Source organism: Aliikangiella aequoris (assembly GCF_053709105.1).
In genome coordinates this window covers 1,075,412-1,090,174 of record NZ_CM132298.1, presented here as the reverse complement: position 1 = coordinate 1,090,174, position 14,763 = coordinate 1,075,412, and the positions used below count along the sequence as shown (strand labels likewise).

The following is a 14,763-nucleotide window of genomic DNA, read 5'->3' as shown; positions in this document are numbered from 1 at the left end:
CTTATTTATGCGCGTCTGAGTAAGGCAATAATGCCAAGAAACGTGCACGTTTAACCGCTGTAGAAAGCTGGCGTTGATACTTAGAACGTGTTCCTGTGATACGGCTAGGAACGATCTTACCAGTTTCAGTGATGTAGCTTTTTAAAGTAGCTAAATCTTTGTAATCAATTTCGGTAATGCCTTCAGCAGTGAATCGGCAGTACTTACGACGTCTGAAATGTCTAGACATAATGATATCCTCCGTTATTCTGCTGCAGACTCATCAGCTTTTTCTGCTGATGCTTCTTCGCTAGATTCAGTTTTTCTTTCAGGCTTGTCACCTGAATCAAAACGCTTAGCCGCTTCTTCTTTTGCTTTCGCTAATGGAGAAGCTTCAGTTACCGCACCTTTCATTTTAATGATAAGGTTACGTAATACAGCGTCATTAAACTTAAATAAGTTCTCTAACTCTGCGATAGCTGAGTAATCACACTCAACATTTAATAATACGTAATGGGCTTTATGAGCATTGTTGATTGCGTAAGCCATTTGACGGCGTCCCCAATCTTCAAGACGGTGTATTTTACCCTCTGCTTCAGTAATAACAGCGCTATATCTTTCGATCATAGCAGGCACTTGATCGCTTTGATCAGGGTGCACTAGAAATACGATTTCATAGTGTCGCATTTAGATCTCCTCACGGTTTCCAGTCATTAATTTAATTATTAATAACAAGGAGTTAGGTCAGATTGTAATAAAAGCCCAAAAATTTAACAAAAAGCTAAATGGCTAGACTCGGTTTAAGAGCGCGCGATTATACGGGGAGCCTAGCTAAAATGCAACTTTAACAAGGGAGTTAAACGCATTTCAGCAGTTTTATTGACGCTTTGACGCCACAATTCAATTGGTTTTATCGGTGCAGGCTTTATTCGCTTACACTTTACGCTAAATTTGTCGGAAACTGGTTAACCAGTAATTCGCCGTTCAGCCACGCTTACTCCAGTAAAAATGCAACTTTAGCTTGGTCCGCGCGATAGGCTAAATAACGGTTTTCGCTATTGGGTTGCTGATGAATAACTAACTGCATTTGGTTTTGTTTAGGTTCGAACTCTTTACCATCAATAATCACGTAAGTTTTAATTGGGTAAATGCCTTGAGGCATCCCTTTAGGAAGCTTAAACGTAAACTGATTTTTAAAAGCACCACAAGTTTTGGTTTCTGCATTAACTGGCTTAGTTAAACTTTTTAACTCTTTGGCATGATCTTCGTTATCGTAAATAACTATTTTCTCTTGTATTTCAACACTTTTTCGCTGTGTACCGGGCACCACTTCTAATCTTGAAATAATCGAAATAGGACTACCCGCTTTCACTACCTCGCCCGGTTTTAAGCTCGACTCATAAGTAACTAATGCAGGCTCTGGTGGAAGTTGCTGATGAATTTTTTTGTAATCTTCAATCACTTTATCTTGGTTAGTGACTTGTTCAGTTTTGTAGTCAACATACATATCATACAAGAGTTTAGCCGCCACCCCTACAGCAATCACTGCACCAATAGTACGTAAGCGTTTACTATTCATACCACAACCTAGGCCTGTAACTAGCATAATAGACAAAGTTGTAATTAAAATGACTTTCGATGGATAGTTTTTCATAGCGAAGCTCACCTCTATTGAATTTCGATAGCGGCCTTAGCATTATCCATGGCTGCTTTCGCTTTACTTTTAAGCATTAATGCTTGTTGCAAGTTAGGTACAAATTCTAGCGCAGATTCAGATTTAGCGATAGCGCAACTGTAATCGGCCTTTGCAAAGCAGTTTTCACCTTCTTGAAGTATTTTCTCTGCTTTTTGCTGACTTTGTTGAAACTGTTTTAAAGCGAAACTCGCATTTTGAAACAGGCTTTCAGCGGACGCTGAGCCTGGCTTAATTTCTAATGCCAATTGCGCTTGATTAACCGCACAAGTCAACTTTTGCTGCTCTAAACAAAGTTGCGCTTTATCAAAGGCTTGCTCAAATGCTTTTTCCGCCGACTGCTGCGCAGCGAGTTGGGCTCTTTGTGCCTGCTCTGCGTGCGCTTTTAGCTTAAGCGCTAAGCGATGGTTTGAATCTAACAATAAAAGCGCATCAAGCTCAGTTAACGTACACTGATAGTCTGACTTTAACTCGCAATCTTGTGCGTTTTTCCAATGGGACTCAATCGCTTGGACTTTTCGTTGCTCGGCTAAGCGCTGCAATGCAGCGGAGTATACTCGCTGCGCTTTAGAATGCTCCGGAGCAAGGTTTAATATTGCTTTAGCACTCGCGGCTTCACAGCTAAAGTCTTGCGCCTGCTGGCATTGTTCAGCTTGCTGGAGCATTTCTTCAATGTACAAAGACATTTCATCAGGCACAATAAATTGTATATAAGCCGCCCAAGAAAGTAACCCAAGCAACCCAATGCTAACAAACTTAAACACCGGTAACTTAGGCGTTATCGTCATTTGAGTCCGAAACTCGCGAATGTTACGCGTTCTATTTTCTCGCCTTAACGCCAAAGCATTAGCGAGAGCCTTCCATTGACGGTTATTTAAGTTCGCCAGCCTTTCCGGCTTTAAGTTTAACGCTAGCGCTGCCGCTGCAGATTTACCCGCATAAGGGTGAGCGCCAGATAATAACTCATAGGCAATAATTGCCGCAGCATAGACATCATCGGACTCATCAGGAGGCTGATTATCGAGCATTTCAAGGCTGGCATAAGCTGGTGTTAGAGCGCCAATCGCTCCCGCATCAAAGTGATCTTGATAACGCGACTCAGCCGCAATTCGAGCAATGCCAAAATCCAGTACTTTCGCGGCATCGTCGGTCACAAAGATATTGGCGGGTTTTAAATCGGAATGGATAATGCCTTTTTCGTGGGCATATTCAAGCGCAAGACAAAACTCTTTAAAGATTTTCAGTGCGCGGTCTTTTTCTAGCCCAACATTTTTGTTTTGTAATATAAGTTCATCTAATGGGATCCCCTTTAACAGCTCCATCGTCATATAAATCGTGTTTCCATCACGATCAAAGTCGTGCACGGTGACAATGTTAGGGTGAGATAAAATATGCGAGCGGCTGGCTTCCCGTTGCAGCGAAACAAACGCGTCTGGATGCTTGCGAAAGTCACTATTCAGTATTTTAGTCGCGACATAAGGATTCGCATCACGAGCTTCAACCTTGCGCAAGTCTCTGGCCTTATAGACGGTACCCATGCCACCACTACCGAGAATTGAATCGAGCACAAAGCGGTTATTTAACACCACTTTATTTTCAGCTAAGGCTTGATTAGCTACTTTTTGAACATTAATAACACCTTGTAAATTGGCTTGGTTCTGCAAGTTATTATTAATTTGGGTAAGGGCTTTTTCTCTGTTGTCGGCAAGTTGGCGCTTTAGTTTTTCCGGATCTCTAAACAATTCCGAGTCAATCGATTCAGACTTAACTGAAACCTGAGTTTCATCACTGAGTTTATTTACTTCTCGATTGTCCATTAAAAAATAATTACCCCCTATTAAACCAACAAGGGCTTAATAGCACTTTTATAATTTTTATAAGTTAGGCGAAATCTACACCACCTAACCTGAATACAACATAAACGCATTATAACTGAAATTAGCCAACAAACGATTGAAATCTCAAATTCCTATCATTCGTATGACCCATTGCTTTACTTACCCCTTAAAGGTTAGCCCTTTAATCGCGCTTCGGTGAATTTGATTTACCATAATCAATTTACCTAAATGCGCTATTTCGCTTTACACAGCGACTCCATGGCAATAGTTTTTATGGCATCGGTTAACTTGCTCAGCTGCTCAGCGGTAATAATATATGCTGGCATAATATATAAGAGTTTACCAAAAGGTCGAATCCATACGCCAAGCTCAACTAGACGCGGTGTTACCCAATGCATGTCTATTGCTTGTTTCATTTCAACCACGCCAATCGCTCCTTTGACTCTAACATCAGCTACCGAAGGTAATTCTGCTAAGGGAGCTAGCTCGGCTTGCAACTGCAACTCAATACGACTCACTTGCGTTTGCCAGTCTCCGTTTTCAAGTAACTCTAAACTAGCATTAGCCACAGCGCAGGCTAACGGATTGCCCATAAAAGTGGGCCCATGCATTAAGTTTCCACCGGCATAACTGGATATCACATCGGCAACTTTGCGCGTTGTCAGGGTTGCCGCCAAACTCATATAACCGCCAGTGAGGGCCTTTCCTAAACACAATATGTCCGGTGTGATTTGTGCTTGTTGATAGGCAAAAAGGCTTCCAGTGCGGCCAAACCCCGTCGCGATTTCATCAACAATTAACAGCACATCATTCTCATCACATAAACGCCTAATTTGGCGTAAGTACTCGGCACAATAGACTCTCATTCCTCCAGCACCTTGCACCAAAGGTTCAATAATTACTGCAGCAATAGTGGCTGAATTACGCTGAATAGCCTGCTTAAAAGGCTCAATGTCGCTATCTTTCCATAAATCATCACTAATGCAGTTGGGCGCTTCCACAAATAAATGCTTTGGTAAAACGCCAGCAAACATCGAATGCATACCGTTTTCCGGGTCACATACCGACATAGCACCAAAGGTATCGCCGTGATAGCCGTTTTTAAAAGTTAAAAACTGGGTCTTTTTAGTCTTTCCTTGCGAGTAGTAGTATTGCAAGGCCATTTTTAAAGCCACCTCAACAGCAACCGAGCCAGAGTCGGCTAAAAATAAACAAGTTAACTCTTCCGCGGTCATGGCAATTAGCTTTTTACCTAATTGAATGGCCGGTTGATGGGTTAAACCGCCAAACATCACGTGCGAAAATTGGTTTACTTGAGAAATTAAGGCGTTATTCAAATGCGGATGGTTGTACCCGTGAATGGTCGACCACCAAGAAGACATGCCGTCAATAACTTGCTGACCGCCGTCTAAAGTCAAATACACCCCGTTAGCAGCAGTCACACCAAAAACGGGCGTTGGCTGTTTTAAGTTAGTGTAAGGGTGCCATAAGTGCTGGCGGTCAAAACTTAAATCTTGCGCTAAAAAATCCATAAAACGACCCGCATAAACAATTTGTTAACATTTATTTTTATCCATACATTATGCCCGTTTAGACATTCAAAGGTAAAATCTTATACACTCTAGCCACATAATAAAATCCTTTAAAGGAATCCCTATGCATTTGCTATCGAACAAAATTAAATTACTTACCGTCATAGTTTTATCCAGCGCGATAACCTACACCAGCCATTTGAGTGCTCAAACTGACCAAACTGACACATCACAGTGTCAGCTGATTAACAATATAACTGGCTACACTCCCCAGTCTAACTCAAATAAAATACTTAACTTCACTTGGTTAGCATTTTCCAACGGCAAAGTACTAGCGACCGGTACAGACCAAGCGCCCAAAAACCTCAGCCATTGCCAAGTAATTGATGGCGGCGGACAATTTGTATTACCTGGATTAATTGATGCTCATGGACATGTTTCTGGGTTAGGCAACGAAATGTTGCGAGTCAGCCTGCGCGGTACGGCTTCAGAAGAATCAGCTGCTGCATTGGTAAAAGAGTTCGCGCAAAATAACCCTAAATCACAGTGGGTTTTAGGCCGAGGTTGGAATCAAGTATTGTGGTTAAACAAAACCTTTCCGACTAAAAAATCTCTTGACGATACAGGAGTAAAGCGTCCTATCCTTTTAAGACGAATCGATGGACATGCTGCTTGGGCAAATTCTGAAGCATTAAAATTGGCCGGCATAAATCGGAATACTCCCGATCCAGCCGGAGGAAAAATTATTCGCGATGCTTCTGGTGAAGCAACTGGCGTACTCATCGACAATGCAATTGATTTAGTGGAGTCAAAAGTTCCCGCTCAGTCTGCATTAGAGCGAGAGTTTGCATTTGATAAAGCGTTTCAGCATTTATTATCTTTAGGGATCACTAGTGTCCATGACGCGGGGGTAAACCAAGCGGATCTAGACTACTATTTATCTAAAAATAAAGCCCAAGGGTTACCCGTTAGAATCTACGCCATGTTAGCAGGCTCAAGCCCTAATTTAAAAACTTGGCTAACAAATGGAATTATTCAAGATCCCAATGACCGTTTATCTGTTCGGAGTGTTAAGCTTTACTCTGACGGCGCATTAGGCTCTAGAGGCGCGGCATTACTTGCCCCCTATTCTGACGACGCAGATAACAAAGGCTTATTAGTGACACAAGCAGAGCAGCTCAATCATTTAGTTGATTTAATATTAAGTCATGGATTTCAAGCTAACGTTCATGCAATCGGCGATCGCGGCAATAGGCTGGTACTCAATGCGTTTGAAAAAGCCTATGACAATAAAACAAAAGTTAAGCTACGCAACCGTATTGAGCATGCACAAATAGTTGCTCTAGACGACATTCCCCGCTTCGTTGATTTAAAGCTAATCGCTTCCATGCAACCAGTCCACGCAACTAGCGACAAGAACATGGCTGGCGATCGTTTAGGCGAAAAAAGATTGGCTGGAGCATACGCTTGGAATAAGTTTTTACAGCAAGGAACCATCATTGCTTCTGGCTCTGATTTTCCAGTAGAGCTGGCCAATCCAATGCATGGGTTGCACGCAGCAATCACTCGACAAGACCAACAGAACAATCCCAAAGACGGTTGGTTACCTAACGAAAAAATGACTCCACAACAAGCACTACGAAGCTTTACCTTAGACGCCGCATTCGCAGCTCACCAAGAGTCAACTTTAGGTTCACTCGAAGCAGGCAAATGGGCAGATTTTATTTTAGTCGATAAAGACATCATCAAAGGTGATCCAACTAAAATTTGGCAAACTCGCGTATTACAAACGTGGCTAGCAGGTGAACGCGTGTTTAGCGCTCAGTAATAAAAAAGGCGCTAACCAAATAGCGCCTTTTTTATCCTTAGTTTAAATTGAAATTAATGCGAAGCTGAACCAACTGAAACTGATAAAAACTGATTTCTTTGTTCGGCTTCATTTCGCAAGAGCGCAAACTCAACAGAGTTAAAATTATGCCGTGCGACTTCATCAAAAAGCTTCTGCGCCTGTTTAGTGTCACCGGTTTGCTCAAGCGCAATCGCTTTATTAAATTTCACATAAATCTTTTCATTATTGGCTAAATTATAATGCCCCACCGCTTCGCTATACTGCTCTTTTTTTAGTGAAATAAAAGCCATAAGCTCATGAAAGTCTTCTAACTTTCGCTCATTTTGAATAGGCACCAATAGTGTTTTCATTTTATCAGCACTTTGAGTTGCTGCGACTAGTTCGCCTTTTTGCGCCTGAATAGTCCCTTTCCAAAAGTGGTTAGTGGCGCGTCTAGAACGCTTTAAATTATCATCATTCACGCTAGCTAATTGGGCTTCTATCAGTTTTTCACGTGCTTTAATCGCGTTTTCTGCAGAATCAATTATTTCATGATGAATCCCGACCATCGCTAAGTTTTCCATGGTAAACAATTTTGCTTGGGTTTTTTGATGGTTTTCAACTGGCGACTTATCAATATTTCGCGCAACGGTTTGCAACTCTTTTATGGTTTCATTAGGCAGGCCTTGATAAAGATGAGTAAAGGTTTTGTAATTTGCCAAGTAGTTCGCCATATTTGGCTCAGCAACTTGAATCGCCTTATCGTAATCGACTCGGGCCTGTTTGTAATTGCCTAAAAACGTATTAACGTGACCGCGCTTGGTTAAGCCAGATCCATTTTGCGGATCTAAATATAACGCTCTCGAGTAGTCACGCAATGCTGCAGAAAAATTATTTTGCGCTCTATGAGCGTCACCCAAACTGATATGCCCCCAAAAATTAGCGGGCTGAATCTCAACCACTTTAATAAAGTGCTGCTCTGCTTTCGCAAAATCCTTTGGTGTTTTAAATAAGTAGTTATTACCTAGCGCTAAATTAGGCGAAATATCATAAGGTGACAACTCACCCGCTTTGCTAAAAGCATCTCTGGCAGCAACGTTTTGGTTTGCATCGGCCAATGAATGTCCTCTAGCTTCCCAAGCAAAACTGCTCTGTGGGTACTTTTTAATTAACTTTTCGGTGATGCTGAGTCTTGCTTTGGCATCGTTCGCAATATAGGTTTGCTCCATTTCTATCATTAACTTTTCAGCTTCGGTGCTGGTTTTAGCTAACTGGCTAGCTTGCTCTACTGCGTAGTTAAATTGCTCCAGCGATGTAGCTGAATGACTCAACCCAATCCAATTAATGGGAGCTCGTGGGTTTTCTTTGGTTAACTGAGTAAAAATACGATTAGCAACCATTCGCTTATTTTGGTTTAAAGCTTCAAAACCAGCTTTCACATCGATCAATTGCTGCGGACTAACTTGAGAAACAGGAATTCCTTTTAACTCAATTGGTGAAGCGATACTGACTGGAATAAAACAACAGGCGACAATGATAGATATTGCCAATATTCGATTAATTAGTGACTTCATAGTGCTCTCCTTTAGTAGAAAAAGAAAGCTGGGCTTACCTACAACGAATACTACAGATGAGATATTTTTAGTTTATTTTACTCGACACGACCTTCAGGAAAATATCACCCCGCTTTATGGGTAAAACATGGTAACGCATTTAACATACGCTTTTCGTAACGAGTTGCAAGCAATTTTTTAAGCTAACCTAAACACTTTGCTTTTTATAACATTTCGGTCAAAAAATCGAAGCTATTACTACTTTAAAATTATTCTACGCATTCACTCGAAACCAACCCGCAACAGAATATCGCGACTGAGATGCCGGAAGTACCTGATGAGGAAAGTCTTCACTTAAAAATGCTACCAGCGTAGCAAAGCTAGGCAGAATTTTTATTTTCTTTTGTGCGTAGAGTTGAAGCTCTAACTCACCACCCCAATGTGCCTCCCAAACAGGGTTTAAATAAGCAATTAGAGAGAGCTTACGTGTGTTCCCTCCTTTAAACGCATCAACATGGGTTTTGTAGTAAGCACCAACAGGGTAATGAGCAAAGTGACTTTCAAAACTAAATAGTCCTAAAAACAGCTGGCGATTTAATACGCTTTGGAGCGACGCACTCCAGCTTAACCAAGTTTGTTGTGCAGGAGTACTACCTTCAATCCACAAAGTTCTATCGCTACGAGTTTCCAATTGAATCTGATGGCTATTTTCACGTCCAACCGCAGCTAAACTAAAGTCGCTGCTAATTTTAAGTTCTTGATATAGCGCCATCGCTAGGCATTTAGGCAAGGCCGCTTCGGTAATACTATAACCACGCAAACCAATATCATCGACTATTTTATTGGCTAAATCATCATCTAACTGGGCACGCTTAACATACTCAGAGCTGGCCGCGCTCGATTGGCTTGAAACGGTTGGTAAATGCGATAAGAACATAATTTTGTCTAATTGAAAAAAAGGCGTATTAAACCTAAAACAAGAAGCAAACAGCCAACAAAACTAATTTATCGTCAAGAATCTAAATTTTAATTTAAAAAACTTGCGGTACTAAATACGCTTGGATTGAACTAGCTAGGTATTTTTATCCAGTCGCACTGGCTATAATAGGCTTATATTTTTAAATTGAGAGTTAGATTAGGTATGAATGAAGATACTTTTTGGCGTCTAGTAACGGCTTCACCAAACTTACCAGACGCTGAGTCTATTGGCGCGGCATTAACCCAAAAACTAGAACCACTCTCAAACCAAGAACTTGCCGACTTTGATAAGCACTTTAGCCTTAAGATGCGGGCTAGCTATACCTGGGCTTTATTTGGCGCGGCTTTTGTTATAGCTGGCTGTAATACGGAATATGCGTTTGCCGAGTTTCGCTGCTGGCTAATTTCCTGCGGCAAAGCAACTTTTGATAAAGCACTGAATGATCCTGACTCACTTGCAGAGGGCGACATTATTCCATTCAAAGATGATGAAGCGTCTCCATATTTAGATGAGTATGATCTCATTGCGGGCTTAATTTACGAACAGAGAACAGGTAAAGAGCTACCATTTGTTCCCTCTGGACAACTAGAGCCCAAAGGTAAACGCTTTAAAGACAAACCTAAGTTTTTACGCCAAAGCTACCCTAACCTATTCGCCAAATACTGGGTGTCTTTAAACTAACTTAACATGCCGCTTCTTCCCAACGGAATAGCGGCATAAAAGCGAGCTTTAACTTAGCGCTGCTCTACGTCTAAACCTTCAGGAGATCCTTGGTCTTGGGTATTTATCTGCCCTTCGGCGCGCTCATGGGGAATTTGAGTCGATCCACTTTGATTAATCGCTGCTTGCTCATTCAACGAGCGTGTTTCTTGATTAACCTGATAAATCGTTCCTGCCGATGCAAGATCTTTATCGTTAATGCTTGCTATGGTTTCCCGATCACCCAAAAACTCTCGCATTTCTTGAGTAATTTTATCTAAATCGTCATCGGCCTTATGAAGCTCTAGAATGCGGCGGTAATACTCTAAATTATTACTCCCACTTTCAGCAAAACAGCTAGTAATTAATTTTGAGGTAATAATCCAAGGTGTCATGCTAGAGCGAACAACCACATTTTCCGAACGAGTACTATCATGAATACTCGTACCGGTACTTAGTTTGGATTCTGCATAAGTCCCTTTGCATTGAAAATAAACAATTAAAGACTCGAAATGCATTTCCGCCCAAAAAATATGTGCCGTATTACTAATAATTCGGCCGAATATCCATATGAGCACCGGATAAATAATCGCATCAAAGGCGACTATCGGCTGCGACTTTAACGCAGTTACCGACTCTATTGCTTGGTAAAACATTATCGCAGCAATCACCAACAGCAATTCACCCGCGATGGTTCCGGCAATACGTAACGACTTAAACCAAGGGTGCATCGGTATTTCTCGGTACACCGGTTGAGTTTCTTGGATCATTTCGCCATCAAATTTACCTTTATCGTTACTTCCTTGCTCCACCAAATTGGCATCAAAGTCACGGTAAACTCGATTAGGTATTTCTTTATAGCGCCGATTCGCCATAACGATGTTTTCAAAGTTAATAAAAATTTCTTGCGGATGAATACTTTCTTGCCAATTTTTACGAAACTCTGAAACTTCCGTTTTAGGATCGGCTTTACTGGCCCGTAAAAACGTCACTAACAAGCCGTAGCTCGCAGCCAACAAGCCTAATAAAGTCATGGTCATAATATAAGCGGTTGCACTAAACGGCAGTTCAGGTAAGGCAGTAACGTTATGATGTATATAGCTTAAGCCGACCGGCAATAAAATAGACACAACCACCATCATTATTACACCACTCGCACCCGCGCTAGCTACCGATACCTGAGCAACTCTTTTTAGTGGTGAGCGACGCCCAGACCAAATGACAAATAAAAAGCTAGCCAAAACGATACTCAACCAACTCATTATTGGCGTGTCGTTAATATTAGTTAATCCGGTTGTTCCAGAAAACCACGCTAATCCATAACATAAAAAAGCCAACAGGGTATAAATAAGCGCACTGCTTAAATTTTGAGCGGCAGTACGAATAGGAAAAGGCATAAATAATAAGCGCGGCATTAGGGTATGAATTAATCGGGCCAGCCAGCCTTGTGGCTCGACAAAGGTTAGATTCTTACGCCCCATTAACATTTGTTCTAAGTGTTTGTCGTGATAAGCAATGTAGTTTTCTCTCACATGGGCTTCACTTTTTCCCATATTAGATGCAAGGCTGGCGGGTACACTGCGACCAACAAAAAAGCGCAGCATTTTAAAAATACCTCGCGCTGCAGCGACTACCCCATTACCTAATAACAGCACCCCCATTCCCAGTGATAACCAACCTGCAGCTTTATCACCTTCATTCACCAAATCTTTGACCGCTAATATTGCCACAACGCCGAGTATTGTAACTATTGCGCCTCTGATGGTTAAAATTAACCCTTCGAACTTAAAGGGGTTCTTAATACCTAACGTATCCGAGCCATATTCAAATGCCATAAAGCTTCCTTAACTAATCGCTTACTTATATTTTGTTTGAGTTAAAATTGATGTTTGAGTTAATTGTTTTGCTTGAATTAAATAGTTGTTAAACCCTATTCTTGCTAAACATAATACCTTGAGATTCAATAAACACCAATTTTACAGTTAATCATTTTCGCAAGACAAAATTAACCGCATTGTTTCAGCGTCAATATTTCCACCACTTATAATCACCCCAACATCGCCTTTTGGCTCAACCAAGCCACTCATTAATGCCGCCAACCCTAGCGCGCCCGAAGGCTCTACCACCATTTTCATACGATAGAAAAAGAATCTAACCGCTGCCTTAATGGATGCTTCAGTAACCGTGTGCATAGCATCAACATGCTCGCGTATAATGGGAAAGTTTAGATTACCTAAACTCGCAGTTCGCACTCCATCGGCAATTGTCGCGGGATTTGCAATACGATGTAACTTGCCTGAATGAAATGACAAAGTCGCATCATTTGCCAGTTCTGGCTCGATACCTACAACTTGGCAATTAGGCAACTGATGCTTAACCGCTATTGCGCTGCCGCTCAGCAAACCACCGCCACCACAAGGCACTAATAGTTGTTCGAGCGAAGGGTGCGACTGACAAAACTCAAGTGCCGCAGTGCCTTGACCGGCAATAATATGCGGATGATCAAACGGTGGTATTAAGTGTAATGACTGCTGCTGAATTATCGCAGCGGTAACCTCTTCACGCTGTTGAGTTGTTGGATCATACTCTACAACGGTTGCACCATAAGCTTTGGTAGCAGCCAATTTAATGCTTGGCGCATTGGCGGGCATAACGATAGTCGTTTTAACGCCAAGCAATTGCCCAACACAAGCGATAGCTTGAGCATGATTTCCAGAAGAATAAGCAATAACACCTCGCGCCTTTTGCTGCTCACTTAGTTGAGCGATACTATTAAAAGCACCTCTAAATTTAAACGCGCCAACTTTTTGAAAATTTTCACACTTAAACCAGACTCGACAACCTAAACGCTTATTTAAGCTAGATGAAGATAAAACTGGGGTAACTTTAGCAACCCCTTGAATCCGATTAGCGGCCGCTTTAATTTGCTCAAACATAATGACAATCCCAAACTCAAAATAAATAGACGCTTGGGATTAAACCTTGTTCGTTAGCGATAGTCTAGTAGGTTGATTAAACTATTATATTTACAGACAAACTGATTAACTAGCCGGTTGCGACTCTCGCTGAATAAGGCCTGCAAACAAGCTAACCACTAAGCCAATTAAAAACACTGTGAAAAACATAACGATAAAGTTAACCCATGGGTTCATAAACAGCGCTTTATCTGCCTGTAATTTCGCAATTTGTTGCTCAATTTCTACTTGAGCTAAACCACTATGCTGAATAGTTTGTATGTAGTAATTAAAATAGTTATCCATAAACTCAGGATCTAAGTAGGCAACATAAACGAGGTTATAAACACCAAATAAAATGCCCGCAATCAAACTAACCCCGGTTCCCAGTAAAAATACCTTTTTAAAACCGATAACTTGGTGGGTATTTTTCTGCTTTAGCTCTTTAACGGCTAAAAATATTACTAGTACCGAAAGCAAAATGGCAGCATAGCCAATGACTTCGCTTTGCGCATAAGTTTCAGTGCCTCCCCCTATAATCAACCAAGCAATAAAAGGGATCCCGACGCAAATACCACCAGCAATAAAACCGTACTTTAAAATTACATTTTTCATTTATGTTTCCTTTAATTTTTAACCTCTTAAAATCACCCTAGCTGTCACTTTTAGGCTTAATCCAAAGCGCCGGCTATCGCTTTGCTATGCTCGCTTATTAATTAATCAAACACTATCACCCATTTGGGTGACACCTTAATTATCCTATTAAATTCATTAGCTTAGCTTCAGAAACAGCTTGCGTTCGATTGCTGACTTCCAGTTTACTAAATATACGACTACAGTGAGTTTTTACCGTATTAGGACTCACTTGAATACTTGCGGCAATTTCCTTATTGGTATAGCCGTGAGCGAGTAAAACCAATATTTCCTGCTCTCGCTCGGTCAGCACTGGCTGTGGCAAACATTGCTTAGCTAAGTTCACGTGAGGTTTTAACTTAGATTGACTTACCCCTGACGAGCTTGAAGATGACGGGCTTTTAAGATTAGATTTTAGTTCATTTTCGCAAGTATCAAGCTGCCCCCTTCGAGAAGGATTTTGCTGCAACACCAACCAAGCAACTGCGCCACCGAGGCACAAAAAAATCACCGCAACAATCATTAAATAGAATTCGAGGCTAAATTTATAACTGAAAAACTGAAACTCAATCAACTTGAGCAAGCTCAGCGCTAGAAACAGCCCTAGCCCATACTTGAGTATAATTTTAACCACCTAAAGTCTCATATAACGCAAAGCCAATCCAAGAGCCAATAAGCAATAACCAAGGAAGTGCGCGCTGCCAGCGCAGGTTTTTTGAAACCCTACTTTCCTGCTGAGGTTGAGCTATAGGCTCTTGCTGTGCGCTTTTAAGTTGTTTAAGCTTTTTGTCGAGTTCGCGTTTTTTTACTTTTTGCTGCTTTTTGTATTCATCAATTCCTTTTTGAATTCCTTGTGCAATCAACTTAGTTTGCTCTTTAGATTGGCCTGGGCGTTGCGTCGCTTTAGCCGCTTTTAATGCTTCTTTGACCGTTTCTGGCGATACTTTTGAATTATTTTTAGCCATGCTACTTCCTAAGATTGATCACTGATTTATATACTTTCTGCCTTACTAGCTAATTACCCAGCTAAGTTCTTCTGGTATAATTTGCTGCAACCGCAGTGCCCTGTCTACTA

Annotated in this window: 14 protein-coding genes; 2 read left to right on the top strand and 12 right to left on the bottom strand. The window is 41.3% G+C overall.

All coding sequences use genetic code 11. The features are described 5' to 3' along the window. Nucleotide 1: 1 nt before the first annotated feature. From rpsR to bioA, 5 genes are all read right to left on the bottom strand, one after another. Nucleotides 2-229, bottom strand: a complete 228-nt coding sequence (gene rpsR / locus ACUR5C_RS04810; protein ID WP_142934948.1) for a 30S ribosomal protein S18 — start codon at nt 227-229, stop codon at nt 2-4. A gap of 14 nt (nt 230-243) precedes the next feature. Continuing rightward, entirely contained in the window at nt 244-666 is a 423-nt protein-coding gene (rpsF, locus tag ACUR5C_RS04805) for a 30S ribosomal protein S6 (RefSeq protein ID WP_454467226.1), read from the bottom strand. Nucleotides 667-973: 307 nt separating this feature from the next. Further along, entirely contained in the window at nt 974-1,633 is a 660-nt protein-coding gene (locus ACUR5C_RS04800) for a hypothetical protein (RefSeq protein WP_454467225.1), read from the bottom strand. 14 nt (nt 1,634-1,647) lie between these two features. Continuing rightward, on the bottom strand, nt 1,648-3,489 hold the full coding sequence (locus ACUR5C_RS04795) for a serine/threonine-protein kinase (protein WP_454467224.1): 1,842 nt from the start codon (nt 3,487-3,489) through the stop codon (nt 1,648-1,650). 254 nt (nt 3,490-3,743) lie between these two features. Then, entirely contained in the window at nt 3,744-5,042 is a 1,299-nt protein-coding gene (bioA, locus tag ACUR5C_RS04790; protein ID WP_454467223.1) for an adenosylmethionine--8-amino-7-oxononanoate transaminase, read from the bottom strand. A 124-nt stretch (nt 5,043-5,166) separates the two neighbouring features. On the opposite strand from bioA, the gene ACUR5C_RS04785 reads away from it, so the two are divergent. Beyond that, nucleotides 5,167-6,870 carry an amidohydrolase gene (locus tag ACUR5C_RS04785; RefSeq protein WP_454467222.1) on the top strand — a complete coding sequence of 568 codons (1,704 nt, stop codon included), beginning with the start codon at nt 5,167-5,169 and terminating at the stop codon, nt 6,868-6,870. A 53-nt stretch (nt 6,871-6,923) separates the two neighbouring features. Here the strand turns inward: ACUR5C_RS04785 and ACUR5C_RS04780 are convergent, their stop codons facing one another. Continuing rightward, nucleotides 6,924-8,444, bottom strand: a complete 1,521-nt coding sequence (locus tag ACUR5C_RS04780) for a tetratricopeptide repeat protein (RefSeq protein WP_454467221.1) — start codon at nt 8,442-8,444, stop codon at nt 6,924-6,926. 253 nt (nt 8,445-8,697) lie between these two features. Then, nucleotides 8,698-9,360: a 2OG-Fe(II) oxygenase gene (locus ACUR5C_RS04775; RefSeq protein WP_454467220.1), complete on the bottom strand. Its 663-nt coding sequence runs from the start codon at nt 9,358-9,360 to the stop codon at nt 8,698-8,700. A gap of 204 nt (nt 9,361-9,564) precedes the next feature. Between ACUR5C_RS04775 and ACUR5C_RS04770 the strand changes: the two genes are divergently transcribed. Beyond that, a complete protein-coding gene (locus tag ACUR5C_RS04770) occupies nt 9,565-10,083 on the top strand; it encodes a DUF4240 domain-containing protein (RefSeq protein WP_454467219.1) in 519 nt (172 codons plus the stop codon). 53 nt (nt 10,084-10,136) lie between these two features. On the opposite strand, the gene ACUR5C_RS04765 is transcribed toward ACUR5C_RS04770, so the two are convergent. From ACUR5C_RS04765 to ACUR5C_RS04745, 5 genes are all read right to left on the bottom strand, one after another. Then, nucleotides 10,137-11,936 (bottom strand): hypothetical protein, encoded by a 1,800-nt coding sequence (locus ACUR5C_RS04765; protein ID WP_454467218.1) that lies wholly within the window; start codon nt 11,934-11,936, stop codon nt 10,137-10,139. Nucleotides 11,937-12,083: 147 nt separating this feature from the next. Continuing rightward, nucleotides 12,084-13,037 (bottom strand): pyridoxal-phosphate dependent enzyme, encoded by a 954-nt coding sequence (locus ACUR5C_RS04760; protein WP_454467217.1) that lies wholly within the window; start codon nt 13,035-13,037, stop codon nt 12,084-12,086. Between the two features lie 105 nt (nt 13,038-13,142). Next, nucleotides 13,143-13,670, bottom strand: a complete 528-nt coding sequence (locus ACUR5C_RS04755; RefSeq protein WP_454467216.1) for a DUF4199 domain-containing protein — start codon at nt 13,668-13,670, stop codon at nt 13,143-13,145. A gap of 139 nt (nt 13,671-13,809) precedes the next feature. Continuing rightward, nucleotides 13,810-14,322 (bottom strand): response regulator transcription factor, encoded by a 513-nt coding sequence (locus tag ACUR5C_RS04750; RefSeq protein WP_454467215.1) that lies wholly within the window; start codon nt 14,320-14,322, stop codon nt 13,810-13,812. Further along, complete coding sequence (locus ACUR5C_RS04745; protein ID WP_454467214.1) at nt 14,315-14,653, bottom strand: DUF2956 domain-containing protein; 339 nt, start codon at nt 14,651-14,653, stop codon at nt 14,315-14,317. The genes ACUR5C_RS04750 and ACUR5C_RS04745 overlap by 8 nt, the downstream gene beginning before the upstream one ends. Nucleotides 14,654-14,763 lie beyond the last annotated feature (110 nt).